This window comes from Frankia sp. BMG5.60, from assembly GCF_059428125.1.
Map to the genome: position 1 here is coordinate 4,207,043 of NZ_CM182091.1, position 14,237 is coordinate 4,221,279.

Sequence of the window (14,237 nt, forward strand, 5' to 3'; positions counted from 1 at the left end):
GCGGGGCGCCCTCAGACCGCGGCCGGCCCGAGCGTCGAGTACGACGTGCTCGAGCTGCTGTCGAAACCGCCGACCAGGGCCACGATGAGAAAGATGACGAACGACGCCACACCGGCGAGCGCCGAGATGATGCACCACATCCGCGCCTTCTTCGAGGCGTCAAGCGCCCCGTTGACGTCGCCCATCTGCCGGCGACCGTCGACCTTGGTCGCATAGACGATCGCCACGACCCCTGCAGGCAGGCAGCACAGGACGGTCACGACGATCGACTGCCACAGGTAGTTCGAGATCGGCCGGCCATACGGCGGCGGCGGGCCGAATCCGCCGGGGCCGCCGAAACCGCCGGGAGCCCCATAGCCGGGCGGCGCTCCGTAGCCCTCCGGGCTGCCGAAGCCCTGCGGCGCCCCGTACCCACCGGGCGGCGGTCCGTAGCCAGGCGCTGGGGCCCCGTAGCCGCCTTGGCCATAGCCGCCCTGGCCCTGGCCGTAGCCACCCTGCCCCTGACCGTAGCCGCCCTGCTCGTAGCCGCCCTGACCCTGGCCATAGCCGCCCTGACCCTGCCCGTAGCCGCCCTGGCCTTGGCCATAGCCGCCCTGCTCGTAGCCACCTTGGCCCTGCTCGTAGCCACCTTGGCCCTGGTCATAGCCGCCCTGGCCCTGACCATGGCCACCCTGGCCCTGGCCGTAGCCGCCTTGGCCCTGGCCGTGGCCACCCTGGTCGTGACCGCCCTGCGGGTACCCGCCCGGCGGGTACTCGGGTGGCTGGGACATACGGTGCGCTCCTGATGTCGGCGGGGCGCCCAGGCCGAAACCCGGCCGCCGCCGCGCCTGGCTGCCATGACCACGGGGCACCAGACCAGCAGTCGCCGGCGCGCGCCGGCCATGACTCCCGATCCCTGCGGAATCCGTGGGTCACCGACGTGAACCACCACGGCACCCCTGTCCGCGCGCACATTGTGACACAACCGGAACCTCTGCCCGCCATACGTTCCACACCACACGGCGTGATCGGAACGACCCGGGCACCGGGCCGCCGGCCGGCGAGCGGTCGGGGGTCCCCGGGCAACCACCGAACCCATCAAACCCACGGCTCACACAAGGAGTACACATGGCTCGAGAGCTACCAGCCCGGACGAATAGCCCATAGCGCCCGACCTGGGACAACGCCCCGGATTCCGTCCGTGTAGGGTCTCGTCCTATCTAACTAGGCACCCAGCCGGGGCACCGAGGGGGTAACCCGGCGGCAATCCACACATCTCAGGCCGCTGCGCGACACGGAGGTCATCAGCTTCGACGCCGAAGCAGGGACCCGGGGGGGTTCTGACGACGCCACCGCCACGCACGGAGGGATACCCGCGGTGAAACACCGATCGGAGGGCAACCCCAGCCCGCCCAGAGCCCGAGCCGGATCCCGACGTCGACGCCGCCGCCCATACCATCCCGCCTGGATCGCCTCACTCGGCGTACTGGCCCTGCTGGCAGCCGCCCTCGGCTGGAACATCGCCCCCGGAAACGACTCGGCCGGCGATGACGGCTCCACCACCGTCGAGGCCGCCGCCGTCCACGTGAACTCGGGCCATCGCGGCGGCAACCCGAAGGCGACGCCCAGCGCGTCGGCGCGGCCGAGCGGCACGGGCCACAGTCACGTCACGGTCGCCTCGCCGTCTCCAAGTCGATCGGTCGCGGGCGCGCCGGCCGGCACGACCATCGCGAAGCCGGTGGTACCGGCCCTCACCAAGCCGGCGGTCCCGGCCACGAAGCCGACGACGAAGCCACCGGCCGCCCAGGTACCCGTCGTGCCCGTCGGCGGCGGGGGCGGCTCCGTGCCCGGCGGCATGAGCGGCGTCTCCGCCGGCTCGATGACCCAGGTGCGAGCGTGGGAGAGCTTCCGCGGCTCGCCCGTCAACGCCGTGCTCACCTTCGCCGACCGGTCGAGCTGGCAGACCATCACCAACCCCTGGGTCGGCAGCGGGCCGGAGAAGTTCTCGACGTTCAACGGCACGTGGATCATCTCGCAGCCCTTCTTTCCGACCGGCGGCGGCGACATGAACTCGTGCGCGAGCGGCGCCTACTCCGGCCACTGGGCCGACTTCGGCCGCTGGCTGGTCAACAAGGGCCGCCCGGCGAGCATCATCCGGCTCGCCTGGGAGTTCAACGGCAACTGGTTCCCCTGGTCGGTGTCCAAGACGAGCGCCACCACCTGGGTGAACTGCTTCCGGCAGGTCGTCGGCGCGATCCGCTCGACGGACCCGCAGGCCCGCATCGACTGGGCGCTCAACGCCCACAGCGGCGGCGCCTGGTCGGTGTACCCGGGTGACCAGTACGTCGACATCATCGGCATCGACAGCTACGACCAGTGGCCGGCGAGCACCACCGACGCGGCCTTCGCACAGCAGTGCGCCGACCCGACCGGCCTGTGCTCTGTGATCGCGTTCGCGCGGACGCACGGCAAGCAGTTCTCGGTCCCGGAGTGGGGCCTGGTCGCCAGGTCCGACACGGGCGCGGGCCGGGCCGGGCAGGCCGGCGGGGACAACCCCGTCTACATCCGCAACATGTACCAGACGTTCGCCGCGAACCGGGACGTGCTCGCCTACGAGACGTACTTCAACAACTCCGAGGCCGGCAACGTGCACTCGTCCCTGGTCGGCCCGAACGAGAACCCGAGCGGCGCCGCCGCCTACGCCTCGCTGTGGTGAAACGGGTGGCGGCGCGCCGCGGTGACCCCGCGCCGCGCCGTCACCCGACGCCGCCCGTCACAGTCGGATCGGCGTCGCCGGCGGTCCCGAGCGCAGCCAGCCCTCGACGAGGCCGACCAGGCGCGTCGGATACACCGTCTGCTCCGTCGCCCGCAGCTCGGGCACGGTCCACCAGGCCCAGCCGAGGATGGACCCGCGTTCGGTCTCCGTCCAGAACGACGAGTCGAGTTCGAAGCGGTTCGGGACCCGAGCGACGAAGAACGTGTCGAACTGCTGGAACGTGCGGCCCAGGAAGGTGAACGACGCCCGGCGGGTGGCGACCGCCGGGCCCGGGTCGGTGAGGCGGTAACCGACCTCCTCGAACACCTCCCGCACCGCGGCCTGTTCGGCGCTCTCCCCCGCGTCGAGGCCGCCGCCGGGCACGTGCCACCACTGCGGCGCGTCGTCGAGGGTCGGATCGTGCGACCGGAGCAGGAGTACCGCGTCGGAGGGGTCGACGAGCACGACCCGCGCGGCCAGGCGGGTTTGCGGGGCCATCCCGCCAGCCTCGCAGCCCGAACCCCCGCACGAGCTCCCATCGACGCCCCGACCCCTCGATGTGGCGCGAATCGCCGCCGGCCACCTACCGCCGGGAGCGGGCTAGATGCCGACGGGGGTGGCGCGCAGGAGCTCGACGTCGTCGTCGGCGCCGCGCAGTTCGACCCGTGCGGCCTCGGCCCGCCCGAACGCGTAGAGGACGAGTTCCTCCGGCGGCCCCATGATCTCCACGGTCGGTTCGCCGGCGTGCAGGGTGCGCCGGCCCGGCCGGTCGGTGCGCTCGGCGACGACGCCGACACCGGCCCGGCGGAACCCGGCGCATCCGATCAGCCGCAGGGCCATCCACATCGCGTCGCGGCTCGTGTCGTCCAGCTTCCGCGGCTCCCAGCCGGCGTCGGCGCGGCGGATGTCCTCGGCGTGGACGAAGAACTCGACGAAGTTCGCCGCATCGTCGATCAGCCCGAGGCGGGTCGGCTGCCACCACGGTGGCCCGGCCCGGAAGGTCTCCACCAGCTCGGGATAGGAGTGGGCCCGCATGGTGGAACGCTCGGCCCGCTCGGTGATGCCGTGCAGGCTGCCGATGACCAGGCCGGGTGCGGCCCAGGGCACCCGCTCCCGGGTGACGAGATGCGCGGCCAGATCGTGGTTGGTCCACCCGGTGCAGAGGGTGGGATGACCCGGGCCGAGGTCGGTGAGCAGATCCGCGAGCGCCTGCCGCTGCGCGCGGGCGCGGCGCTGGGCGGGTTCCGGTCCGGTCGCCATGAGCCGCACTCTAGGCGACACCGGCCGTGGCGGGGCGCACCGCGACTGGCGCCGCACACCGATTCCCCGACCATTGCCCCGTGCGGGACCGCCCGGGAGCGGCGGGAGAAGCGCCGCCCGGCAGGTCATCCACCTCGCGGCCGGCCACCGCACCGATGCCACCGGCGTCACCGGTGAGATGTCCCACCAGCGCCGTGCCGCCCGGCGGTGCGGCCGCGGGCGGCGGGCGGGGCGGACCTACTGCCCGGGCAGGCGGGCGACCGTGACGAAGAAGTCGTCGATGTGGCGCACCACAGCCACGAACCGCTCGAAGTCGACGGGCTTGGTGATGTAGGCGTTGGCGTGCAGGTCGTAGCTGCGCAGCACGTCCTCCTCCGCCTCGGAGGTCGTGAGCACCACCACCGGGATCCGCCGTAGCCGCTCGTCGCCCTTGACCTCGCGCAACACCTCCCGCCCGTCTCGGCGCGGCAGGTTCAGGTCGAGCAGGATGAGGTCGGGGCGGGGCGCGCCCGCGTACTCCCCCTCGCCACGCAGGTAGGCCAGCGCCTCGACGCCGTCGCTGACCACGTTGAGGTGGTTGCGCAGCTTGTGGTCCTCGAACGCCTCCCGGGTCATCAGCACGTCGCCGGGATCATCCTCGACGAGAAGCACCTCGACAGGGACGAGCGATTCGCTCACGATGATCCTCCGGTCGGCCTTGCGCTGCTGGGGTCGGGGTCAGGGGTGGACGGGGCGGGTGCGGGCGGTTCCTGCGCGGACGCCGGTGCCGCGGACGCCGGTGCCGCCGACGGCGGTGCCGCCGACGGCGGAGACGCGGACGGCGACGACGCGGACGGCGACGACAGGCCGGCGGCCTCGACGGCGCCGACCAGCGCGGCCGGCTCGGACGAGACCAACAGGGACCGCTTCGGCAGGGTGAACCGGAAGGTCGTGCCGTGATCCACGGTCGCGTCCAGCCAAATCCTGCCACCGTGGAACTCGACGATCTTGCGGCACAGGGCCAGCCCGATGCCCGTGCCTTCGTACACGTCCCGGCCGTGCAGGCGCTGGAAGATCACGAAGATCTTCTCGGCGTACTCCGAGTCGATGCCGATGCCGTTGTCCGCGCAGGCGAACTCCCAGTCCTCTGCCCGCTCGACGGCGCTGACATGCACGCGCGGGACCTCGTCGCCGCGGAACTTCAGCGCGTTGCCGATCAGGTTCGTCAGCAACTGGGTGAGCAGCACCGGATCACCCCGCACGACGGGCAGCTCGTCCGCGGTGACCTCGGCCTGCAGGCTCTCGATCGACAGGGAAAGGGTGGTCGTGGCCCGACCGAGGACGTCGCCGAGCGGGATGTCGACGAAGCCCTCGGTGGTCCGACCGACCCGGGAGAAGGCGAGCAGGTCGTTGATGAGCTGCTGCATCCGCTTGGCGCCGTCGACGGCGAAGGCGATGTACTGCGTCCCCCGCTCGTCGAGCTTGTCGCCGTAGCGCCGCTCCAGAAGCTGGCAGAAGCTGGCCACCTTCCGCAGCGGCTCCTGCAGGTCGTGCGAGGCGACGTAGGCGAACTGCTCCAGGTCACGGTTGGACCGCTGCAGCACCTCGGCCTGCGTCTCCACCGCGATGCGCGCCGCCCGCGCGACCCCCAGCTCGCCCAGGAGCTGCTGGCGCATCGACTCCACGTCGCTGGCCAGCGCGACCATGTCGGGCGGCCCCGCGGGTTCGACCACGTGGTCCAGCCGGCCGGAGGCCACGATGCGCGCGTCGCCGGCCACCTGCTCGATCGGCCGGGTGACCCACACCCGCAACGCCCGCGCGATCGCCGCCAGCAGGACGATCAGGACCAGCGCGCCGATCGCCAGGGAGAGGACAAGGAAGCGCAGCGCCTCGCCGACGTTGCCCCGGGCCTTGATCGCCTTCGCCCGCAGCGCCGACTCCAGGTCGTCGGACGCGGCGCGAACCGCGTCGAAGCGCTGCTTGCCGAGCTCCGGCGACAGCAGCGTCGCCGCCTTCGGCCCCCGGTTGCGGACGGCGGTGATGGCCGGGTCGGCGTAGTCGCGGTGCCAGGCCCGGATCCGGTCCTGAAGGGTGGTGAGCTTCCCGAACAGGTCGGGCCGGTCGGCGAGGCGGCGTCGCAGGTCGGCGAGCTGGACGCTCTCGTCGCGGCGGCCGGAGTCGTAGGGCTCGAGGAACTCCTCGCGGGCCTGGAGCAGGTAGCCGCGCATGCCGGTCTCCTGGTCGACCAGGCTGCTGACGAGCTGCGCGGAGCCCAGCAGGGCCGGGGCCATGATGTCGCTGCGGGTGTGGATGGCGTTGTCCAGCCGCACCAGCGACGACACGACCAGCCCCACGATGATGAGCAGCGCCGCCGCCGCGACCGCGTAGGTCACCCCGAGCCGGCGCCGCAACGGCCAGCTCCGAGCGAACCCGAACCCGAACCCGGTCCGCCCGGACGCCCCGTTCGGGCCGGAAGGGCCGTTCGGGTCGGAAGGGCCGTTCGAGTCGGAAGGGCCGTTCGAGTCGGAAGGCCCGTTCGGCTCGGAAGAGCCGTCCGGGCCGGAAGGCCCACTGGGCACTGTCATCAGTCGGCCCCCCACATCAGCAGCAGCAGGGCGACGTCGTCGGTGAGTGGGCCGCCGTTGCGGGCCTCGACCCGGTCGATGAGGCTGTTGAGCAGGCCGTCCGGCCCGTCCGGGGGCCAGAGCTGAGCGATCTCGGGCAGCACACCCTCCCAGCCGAGGGGCTCCCCGCCCGGCCCCTCCCGGCCCTCGAGCAGGCCGTCGGTCGCCAGCAGCAGTACCCACCGCGGGCCGAGCTCGACCAGCACCTCCTCGGTGAGATCCTCGTCGAGGATGCCCAGCGCCGGCCCGACGACGTCACCGGGCAGCGCGGCAAGACGGGGGTGCAGCAGCGCGGGCGGCGGGTGGCCGGCCAGCCGCATCCGCATCGAGCCCCGGTCGGATGCGATCGAGAGGGCACAGACGGTGGCGAAGATCTCCTCGTGTTCGCGTTCACTGACCAGCACCCGCTGGAGATACCCGAGCCGGTCGGCCTCCGCCACTCCGGCCAGTACGAGGGTGCGCCAGGCGATGCGCAGGCTGACCCCGAGGGCGGCCTCGTCCGGGCCGTGCCCGCAGACGTCGCCGAGCAGCACGTGGACCGTCCCGTCGGGGGTGGAAACCATGTCGTAGAAGTCACCGCCGAGCAGCGACTGCTGTCGACCGGGCCGGTAGCGGGCGGCGTGGCGCAGCCGGCGGTCGTCGTAGAGCGGACGGGGCAGCAGCCCGCGTTCGAGCCGGGCCCGCTCGTCGGCTCGCAGCTCCGACTCGCGCAGCGCCTGCGCCGCCGTGTCGGCCCGCTTGCGCTCTATCGCGTAACGCACGGCGCGCACCAGGTTCCGCCCGTCGACCTGGCCCTTGACGAGGTAGTCCTGGGCGCCGGCGGCGACCGCCTGGGCGCCCCGGTACTCGTCGACCAGGCCGGTGAGCACGACGACCGGCGCGCCCGCTTCCACGGCCAGCAGCCGGCGCAGCGCCGAGAGACCCTCGCTGTCCGGCAACCCGAGGTCCAACAGCACGCAGGCGACCTGCTCGCTACGGCGGACCGCCTCGGCCACGGTGCGCACCCGGGTCAACTCGACCGGCGCCGCAACCTCGTCGAGCAGCTCGGACACCAGGAAGGCGTCCGCATCATCGTCCTCGACGAGGAGTATCGGCCAGACCACATCCGCCGGTTCCGTTCCTGGCACCCGGACCGCGGTGCTCTCGGTTCCTGACACATCTCCTCGGCAGTGCACGACACGCGGGCCATTTAGGCCCATCCTGGACCCGAAGCATGGCATGTCCATGGGCGAACGCGCGCAGCGGAACGCCGAACGCGCCGTGCGCCACGGCCGCCACCTGAGCGAGGTTAGGACTATTTCACCATCGAGTTAGGCCATGCGGTGCTCGATCCGCCGGAGAGCCGGGGGCCGACCACACCGGGCCCCGGGATGGGCGAGCGCCGCCGGGCTCAGCGCCGCGGGCCGGTCCCGCGGGCGGGGGAGCGCCCGGACGCGGTCTCGGGCCCGGACGCGGTCTCGGATGCGGACGCGGACGCGGTCCGGGACTCCGACTGGGACTGGTCGGCTGGCGGCGCGGGCTGATCCGCCGGTGGCCACTCCGGGGCGGGCGAGGTGGGCCGGCCGAGCAGATACCAGCCCCACAACCCGGCGGGCGCGGGGGCCCGCACCGGGGCGCCGGCCACCTCGCGCGAATCCATCACGTCGAGCAGGTGATCGAAGCTGCCGAGCAGCCGGACCGCCAGGCTGCCGCCGAAGATCCCACCGTGGCCGAGATGCGGGTGGGGCCGGGTCGGGGCGTGGCGCATGGCGTCGGCGAAGCGGTCGAGCAGGTGCTGGCGGTCCGCGTCGGAGAGCCGTTCGGTGAGCTCACGCAGCAGCCCGTCCTCCGCCTTCGCGTGTTCGGCGAGCAGCGCCGCGAGGTCTCGCCGCAGACTGGCGACACTGCCCGCCGGGCGATTGAGGTCCCCCTGCACGTACTGCTCGATGCCGCGCATCACCGACGAGCACCGGCGGGCCAGCCGGCCCAGCTCCGCGACCCGCGCCCGGCCTCCCGGCACCCGGCGGGCCATCTCCGGGTAGACGACTGCCTCCATCGCACTGAGGTGGGCCGAGACGGCCGCCACCGCCGCGTCGCTGGCGTGCAGCGCCTGGCGCGGATCGGTGGTCGCGTCCGGGGGGTCTGCCGCGTCGCGGTCGTCGCGGGACAGTTCAAGGAGATGGACGGCATCCTCGTGCGCCGCGTCCACCAGGGTCGTCAACGTCTCAGCCATGATCACCTCACCCATGATGGGTCGAAACGTAGCGGAGAGTTACCGGCACTGTGAAGCTACGCCTTCACGACCGGGGCCGCATCCCGACGGTCCTCACGCAACGGGACCGAGAGCGTCACAAAAGGTGCCGGTCGCCCACACCGATGCCTACCGTAAGGAAGGATTCCACTACTATTGCGGGCATGGTAGGCAGTAATGTCCCCATGGCCCGGGACCAGGCCGTCTTCGCCGCCCGCTCGCGCCTCGCCGACGTCCGGCGCCGGTTTCTCGGCCATGACCTTCCGCCCCTTGGGAACCTGATCGTCCGCCATCAGGTGGCGGTCCCGGACGGGGCTGAATGGCCCTGGGCCCTGGTGTCCAACTGGCAGCACGGGGCCCTGCTGGGCGGGCGCAGCCTGAACGACGGCGCGCACCCGTCGGTGGCGCACATCCGGATGGGCCGGCCCCTGCGCATCCGCAGCGCCGACGTCGTCGACTGGGCGATCATCGATGCCCGCGGCGAGATCGTCGAGGGCGCGTGGACCCGCCGGCTGCGCGCCCCGGCGGACACGACCGCCTGAGCGGCATCGCCTCTCCGACCGGCATCGCCTTCTCCGACCGGCATCGCCTTCTCCGACCGGCATCGCCTTCTCCGACCGGCATCGCCTTCTCCGACCGGCATCGCCTTCTCCGACTGGCACTGCCTCTCGGGGCGGCCTTGCCCGTCTGGCGGCTCAGTCGCGCCAGCCGGTCAGTTCCGCCCCGCGAGGATGCTCCAGCCGGAACGAGAACTCCACCCGCCCGGTCGCGCCGGGACCGAGCGCAAGCGTCCACGACAGCAGGCCGACGTCGGTCCGCTCGTCCGGTTCGGGCCGTGCCTGGAAGTCCCGGACGGTGACACTCTCGTGCCGGGAGACCGGGATCTGGTCGCGCACCACCGTCCGGACCGGCCGGGGGGTGTGGTTGGTCACCTCGATGCGGTAGCCGGCCTCGATCCGCCGGTTGCCGCCGACCACGCGGCGTCCCGTGGCGCGGTGGACCAGCTCGCGCTCGACCCGCACCCGGTCGTCGACGCCGAGATGCAGCTCGACCTCGGCCCCTGGTGGCACCGTGCCGATGGTGCCGCTGCCGGCGAAGTCCCCGCCGTGGAAGATCGAGACCTTGCCGGGCAGCAGGGTGTGCGGCGAGGTGTTGGTGATGGTGGCCCGCAGGTAGGCGTCGGGAGAGATCCTGGGGACGGTCAGATGATCGAGGGCGGCGTCGAACTCGATCTCCGCGACGGTGAGGCGGTGCCGGTCGCCGTCGGCCGGGATCGCGACCCGCCGGGGCGGCCGGTACGTCGCGGACCCGGCGAAGTCGATCTCCGGTTCGTCGGCCACCGCCGTCCTCAGGACCTTCACCTGCTTCGCCTTCGCCCGGCCTCGGGACCCGCCCTGCGGCGTCCCACCGGCGGCGAAGATCGCCGTCGTCGGGGCCGCGGCCGGTGGCGGGGGCGGCGGCGGTTGGCTCAGGTCCACGAACTGGGGGGTGAGCTCGGGCAGTTCCGCGTGTGCGGCCGGGCGGGCCGTCGAGAGCACGAGATCGGCCGTAGCCGGCCAGTCCTCGCCGCTGCGCTGGGTGATCAAGGCGAACCAGGTCAACGTGACCCGCTCCCCGTCGAGGCGAGCGTCGTAGCCGGCCCGCCAGCCCGCGGTCGGGACCAGATACGACACCTCCAGCTCGACTTCGGCCCCCTCGCCGGCGGCCTCGTCGCCAGCGTCGAGATCGATGTCCGCGTCAGTGTCGATGTCCGCGCCGGTGTCGATGTCCGCGCCGGTATCGATGTCCGCGCCGGTGTTGATATCCGCGCCGGTATCGGCATCGGCGTCGAGATCGAGGTCGACGACGACGGAGCGGGTGTCCGGGACACGGGGGGCCTGCCGGGCCTCGATCGTCCGCTCGAGCGCCGCTATCCGCCGTTCGAGGTCGGCCCGGCGCTCGGCGAGGGCGCGGCGGCGGGCGTGAACCTCGCCGATCCGGGCCGCGAGCAGGTCCTCGGCAGCGGCCAACCCCTCGGCGGCACCGGAGGTCGAGGCCCAGGACCGCGCCAGGGCGGCGGCTCCGGTGCGCGCCGCGATGTCGAGGAAGCCCCGCCGTGCCTGCTCGGCGTCATCCTCGTCGGCGACGATGGACAGCTCGGCGGCCAGCGCGAGCCGACGCGCGGCGAGATCCGCGCCGGCGGTGTCGGCGGGCTCCGGGTGCGTACGGGCGACCACGTCGACCCCGAGCACCCGGCCCGGTCCCCGGCCGCCGACGCGGACCGAGTCCGGCGCGAGCTCCCAGGGCAGGCCGTCCAGCTCCACCCGGACGCCCGCCCCCGCGGACCCGTCGCCGGCAGTAGCGGGCAGCCTGATCCGGCCCCGCCGGGTGATCCGGGCCCCCCGGGGGTGGATGGCGACCGCGGCGATCGGCGCGTCGAGTCGCACGGGCTGCGGCAGGTCGTCGGTCACCATGACCGATCAGCCTAGTGCGCGGACCGCCCCTGCCGTGCCGCGGATCAGCCTGGTACGGCGAGGAACTCGTCAAGATCGGACACGACGCGGGTCTCGTCCTCGACCACGAGGCCGCCCACGTCGGCGAACCCCGGCGGGCCGGGGTGGGCCAGCACGATCGAACCGGCGCCGTGCCGGATCGTCAGCCGCCGCCCGAGCGCGACGGCCAGCAGCATGGACGCCGAGCCGCATGCCTCGTCCTGCGCCACTCCGTGGCGTTCGGCGAAGGCGCGGGCCCGGACGATCCCGGCGGTCTCGTCCAGCCAGGCCCAGACCTGCATCAGGTCGTCGCCGGGTGGGCGTGGCAGGTCGATCGCGTCGACCTCGGCCGCGTCCGCGAGCTGGCGGTGCGCCCAGGGGGGAACGGCGGCGAGCGCGCCGCGAATCCACACCCGACCGTCCTCCTGCCAGCTCACCGCGTCGCCGCCCGCCGGCCGCAGGGTCTCGGGATGTCCGCCGAGCAGCCGGCCCAACAGCCAGGCCACACCCACCAGCGCATCGCCGGCGGTCGGTAGCTGCCGATCAGGGGTGTAGACGGCGAGGTCCGCCTGCTCCGGGTCGTCGACGAAGACCGTGGCCGGGGTGCCCAGGCGGTGCGCGGTCAGGGCGCGATCACGGGGGTCCGCGAGCAGCTTTCCGGCGTCGAGGATGACCGCGAGCAGGCTCCCCCCGGCTCCGGTCTCGTCGGCGAACACCCGCAGCACGCGAACCTCGAGCTCGTTCACCTGTTCCTCCCGTGGGTCGGCCGGCGAGGCCGTCGGTGTCCATCCGGTGCCGGCCTTCGTCGTCCCGGTGCGGCCTTCGTCGCCCGGTGCCGGCCCTCGTCGTCCGATGCCGGCCCTCGTGCTCACGCTGGCACAGTCCCCGCGCCGCCGCGTCCGGGGCCGAGCCGCGGCTCACGTCCGGCGGCCGGGTCCGGCTTGTCACCATGGAGGGAGAGACCCCGCGGCGCGCGGGCCGCCCGGCGCATCGCGGCGACGCTCGGCGACCACCGACTGTGGGCGGCCGGGCGCTCGAGCGGCCGAAGACCGGCGACGGGTCACCTGAGCGCCCGAGGACGTGAGCACCCCGGAACGTGGGCACTCGGAACGAGGCAACTCGGGAACGAGGGCAACTCGGGAACGAGGCAACTCGGGAACGAGGGCAACTGGCAACGTGGGCGACGGGAAAAGAGGCGATGGTGCGAGACGACGCGGCAAGCGCGGAGCCGATGCGCGCGGAACCGGGCGATCACCCGGGATCAGGCGGCCGCGGGACAGCCGGTGGCGGGCCAGGCGATGGAAGGACGGCCGGCGGTGCAGCGGCCGGCGGCGGCACGGTTGGCGGCGGCAGGGGCAGCGGCGGAACGGCCGGGACCGGCAGGGGGCGATCCGACCAGCCGGGCGTGCCCGGCCAGGTGGGCGGCGAGCATCCGGTGCTCGACGCCCTGGAGGACGCCCTGGGGCAGGCGTCGGCGAACGCGCACCGGCTCGCCGGCGCGCTGAGCCGGCCGGTGTCGCTGGTCCGGGTCGGCCGCAAGCGCCGCCGGGCGCGGCGGGTCGAGCTGCCGGTGACGCCCGACGGCCGGGTGATGGCGTGCGGGGTCTACAGCCACGGACGGTGCGTGACGATGGAGGTCGATCATTCTGACGCCCTGCGGGTGGCGCGGACCGAACGCGACGGCTTCGCCTGGCTGGGCCTGTTCGAGCCCAGCTACGACCAGCTCGCCGCCATCGCGCAGGAGTACGGCCTGGACAAGCTCGCCGTGGAGGACGCGGTCACCGGCGGCCAGCGGCCCAAGCTGGAGCAGTACGAGAACCACCTGTTCGTGGTGCTCAAGACCGCCAGCTACGTGGCGCACACCGAGGTGACGGGTACCTCCGAGGTGGTCACCACCGGCGAGATCATGATCTTCCTCGGCGAGGACTTCGTGGTGACGGTGCGGCATGGCCAGCACGGGGAGATGACCAGGCTGCGGGGCCGGCTCGAGGCCGCCCCGGAGATGCTTCGGCACGGGCCGACCTCGGTGCTGCATGCCATCTGCGACAGCGTCGTCGACAACTACGTCGACACGGTGGAGAAGATCCAGGTCGACGTCGACCAGATCGAGGCCGGCGTGTTCCGGCGCGACCAGATCCCGTCCACGGAAAGCGCCTACCAGTTGAAGCGCGAGCTGCTGGAGCTCAAGCACGCCGTCCAGCCGCTGGCCGGCCCGCTGCGCACGCTCACGACGGACGGCCTGCGGCTGGTCGACGCGGCGATGCGGCGGTACTTCCGGGACGTCGCCGACCATCTCGAGCAGGTCAGCGAGCGCATCGAACACTTCGACGAGCTGCTGTCGTCGGTGCTGCAGGCCACCCTGACCCAGGTGACGATCGCCCAGAACGAGGACATGCGGCGGATCAGCGCCTGGGTCGCGATCGCCGCCGTTCCCACGGCCCTGGCCGGGATCTACGGAATGAACTTCGAGCACATGCCCGAACTGCGCCAGACCTGGGGTTACCCGGCGGTCCTTGCCGTGATGGCGACGGCATGCCTGTTTCTGTACCGGGCATTCAAACGCAACGGCTGGCTCTAGCGCCGCCGACGGCCGCCGTACTTTCCCTCGACGCCAGCCCTGCCGTTACTCAACGTCACAGAAGTTGTGGGGCCGGCTGGCGCCCGGCCGGCCATCACACCCTGGACGCGAGGACGACCCGAACGGGGCGGCCGGCGACTCCTACCCCGACGGCGCCGATCCGTTGGGTGACAGGGGTCCCCGAATCGGGCGAAAGGGCCCACAAACAACACAGGGCGTGCTATGCACTCGAAAACCTGGCAAGGGTAGCCGGTCCATAGCTCATTTTCGCTATCAGTTGACTGCCATGACGTATCCGTACGATGGGTTACACCCGGCCCTCCCCGTCGGTTACCGTAACCAACCGTGTCGGAGCAACCGG

The 14,237-nt window shown here is 72.7% G+C and carries 12 protein-coding genes; 3 read left to right on the top strand and 9 right to left on the bottom strand.

Features of this window, described 5'->3' with window-relative positions:
* Positions 1 to 11 precede the first annotated feature (11 nt).
* Positions 12 to 770, bottom strand: coding sequence for a CD225/dispanin family protein (locus tag AC5R91_RS17135; RefSeq protein ID WP_495392362.1), 759 nt, complete (start codon positions 768 to 770; stop codon positions 12 to 14).
* Between the two features lie 587 nt (positions 771 to 1,357).
* On the opposite strand from AC5R91_RS17135, the gene AC5R91_RS17140 reads away from it, so the two are divergent.
* The gene (locus tag AC5R91_RS17140; RefSeq protein WP_495392363.1) at positions 1,358 to 2,695 is read left to right on the top strand and encodes a glycoside hydrolase family 26 protein; all 1,338 of its coding nucleotides are present in this window, start codon (positions 1,358 to 1,360) and stop codon (positions 2,693 to 2,695) included.
* Positions 2,696 to 2,752: 57 nt separating this feature from the next.
* Here the strand turns inward: AC5R91_RS17140 and AC5R91_RS17145 are convergent, their stop codons facing one another.
* From AC5R91_RS17145 to AC5R91_RS17170, 6 genes are all read right to left on the bottom strand, one after another.
* Positions 2,753 to 3,232 (bottom strand): NUDIX hydrolase, encoded by a 480-nt coding sequence (locus tag AC5R91_RS17145; RefSeq protein WP_495392364.1) that lies wholly within the window; start codon positions 3,230 to 3,232, stop codon positions 2,753 to 2,755.
* Between the two features lie 102 nt (positions 3,233 to 3,334).
* Positions 3,335 to 3,994: a TIGR03085 family metal-binding protein gene (locus AC5R91_RS17150; RefSeq protein ID WP_495392365.1), complete on the bottom strand. Its 660-nt coding sequence runs from the start codon at positions 3,992 to 3,994 to the stop codon at positions 3,335 to 3,337.
* Positions 3,995 to 4,231: 237 nt separating this feature from the next.
* On the bottom strand, positions 4,232 to 4,672 hold the full coding sequence (locus AC5R91_RS17155) for a response regulator (protein WP_495392366.1): 441 nt from the start codon (positions 4,670 to 4,672) through the stop codon (positions 4,232 to 4,234).
* Complete coding sequence (locus AC5R91_RS17160) at positions 4,669 to 6,384, bottom strand: sensor histidine kinase (RefSeq protein ID WP_495392367.1); 1,716 nt, start codon at positions 6,382 to 6,384, stop codon at positions 4,669 to 4,671. Before AC5R91_RS17160 ends, AC5R91_RS17155 begins: the two co-directional genes overlap by 4 nt.
* 173 nt (positions 6,385 to 6,557) lie before the next feature.
* Entirely contained in the window at positions 6,558 to 7,796 is a 1,239-nt protein-coding gene (locus tag AC5R91_RS17165) for a PP2C family protein-serine/threonine phosphatase (protein ID WP_495392368.1), read from the bottom strand.
* A gap of 191 nt (positions 7,797 to 7,987) precedes the next feature.
* Complete coding sequence (locus AC5R91_RS17170) at positions 7,988 to 8,809, bottom strand: hemerythrin domain-containing protein (RefSeq protein WP_495392369.1); 822 nt, start codon at positions 8,807 to 8,809, stop codon at positions 7,988 to 7,990.
* A gap of 203 nt (positions 8,810 to 9,012) precedes the next feature.
* Here AC5R91_RS17170 and AC5R91_RS17175 point away from each other — a divergent pair, with 203 nt between their 5' ends.
* Complete coding sequence (locus AC5R91_RS17175; RefSeq protein WP_495392370.1) at positions 9,013 to 9,369, top strand: hypothetical protein; 357 nt, start codon at positions 9,013 to 9,015, stop codon at positions 9,367 to 9,369.
* A 153-nt stretch (positions 9,370 to 9,522) separates the two neighbouring features.
* Here the strand turns inward: AC5R91_RS17175 and AC5R91_RS17180 are convergent, their stop codons facing one another.
* Positions 9,523 to 11,280, bottom strand: a complete 1,758-nt coding sequence (locus AC5R91_RS17180) for a DUF4139 domain-containing protein (protein WP_495392371.1) — start codon at positions 11,278 to 11,280, stop codon at positions 9,523 to 9,525.
* Positions 11,281 to 11,324: 44 nt separating this feature from the next.
* Positions 11,325 to 12,044, bottom strand: coding sequence for a PhzF family phenazine biosynthesis protein (locus AC5R91_RS17185; RefSeq protein WP_495392372.1), 720 nt, complete (start codon positions 12,042 to 12,044; stop codon positions 11,325 to 11,327).
* A 659-nt stretch (positions 12,045 to 12,703) separates the two neighbouring features.
* Between AC5R91_RS17185 and corA the strand changes: the two genes are divergently transcribed.
* Positions 12,704 to 13,876, top strand: coding sequence for a magnesium/cobalt transporter CorA (gene corA / locus AC5R91_RS17190; protein WP_495392373.1), 1,173 nt, complete (start codon positions 12,704 to 12,706; stop codon positions 13,874 to 13,876).
* Positions 13,877 to 14,237: the final 361 nt, after the last annotated feature.

What these genes read in the sequence shown, in the direction of transcription:
- AC5R91_RS17135 (WP_495392362.1), bottom strand. Translation starts at nt 770, where the DNA reads ATGTCCCAGCCACCCGAGTACCCGCCGGGCGGGTACCCGCAGGGCGGT.
- AC5R91_RS17145 (WP_495392364.1), bottom strand. Translation starts at nt 3,232, where the DNA reads ATGGCCCCGCAAACCCGCCTGGCCGCGCGGGTCGTGCTCGTCGACCCC.
- AC5R91_RS17150 (WP_495392365.1), bottom strand. Translation starts at nt 3,994, where the DNA reads ATGGCGACCGGACCGGAACCCGCCCAGCGCCGCGCCCGCGCGCAGCGG.
- AC5R91_RS17165 (WP_495392368.1), bottom strand. Translation starts at nt 7,796, where the DNA reads ATGGGCCTAAATGGCCCGCGTGTCGTGCACTGCCGAGGAGATGTGTCA.
- AC5R91_RS17170 (WP_495392369.1), bottom strand. Translation starts at nt 8,809, where the DNA reads ATGGCTGAGACGTTGACGACCCTGGTGGACGCGGCGCACGAGGATGCC.
- AC5R91_RS17175 (WP_495392370.1), top strand. Translation starts at nt 9,013, where the DNA reads ATGGCCCGGGACCAGGCCGTCTTCGCCGCCCGCTCGCGCCTCGCCGAC.
- AC5R91_RS17180 (WP_495392371.1), bottom strand. Translation starts at nt 11,280, where the DNA reads ATGGTGACCGACGACCTGCCGCAGCCCGTGCGACTCGACGCGCCGATC.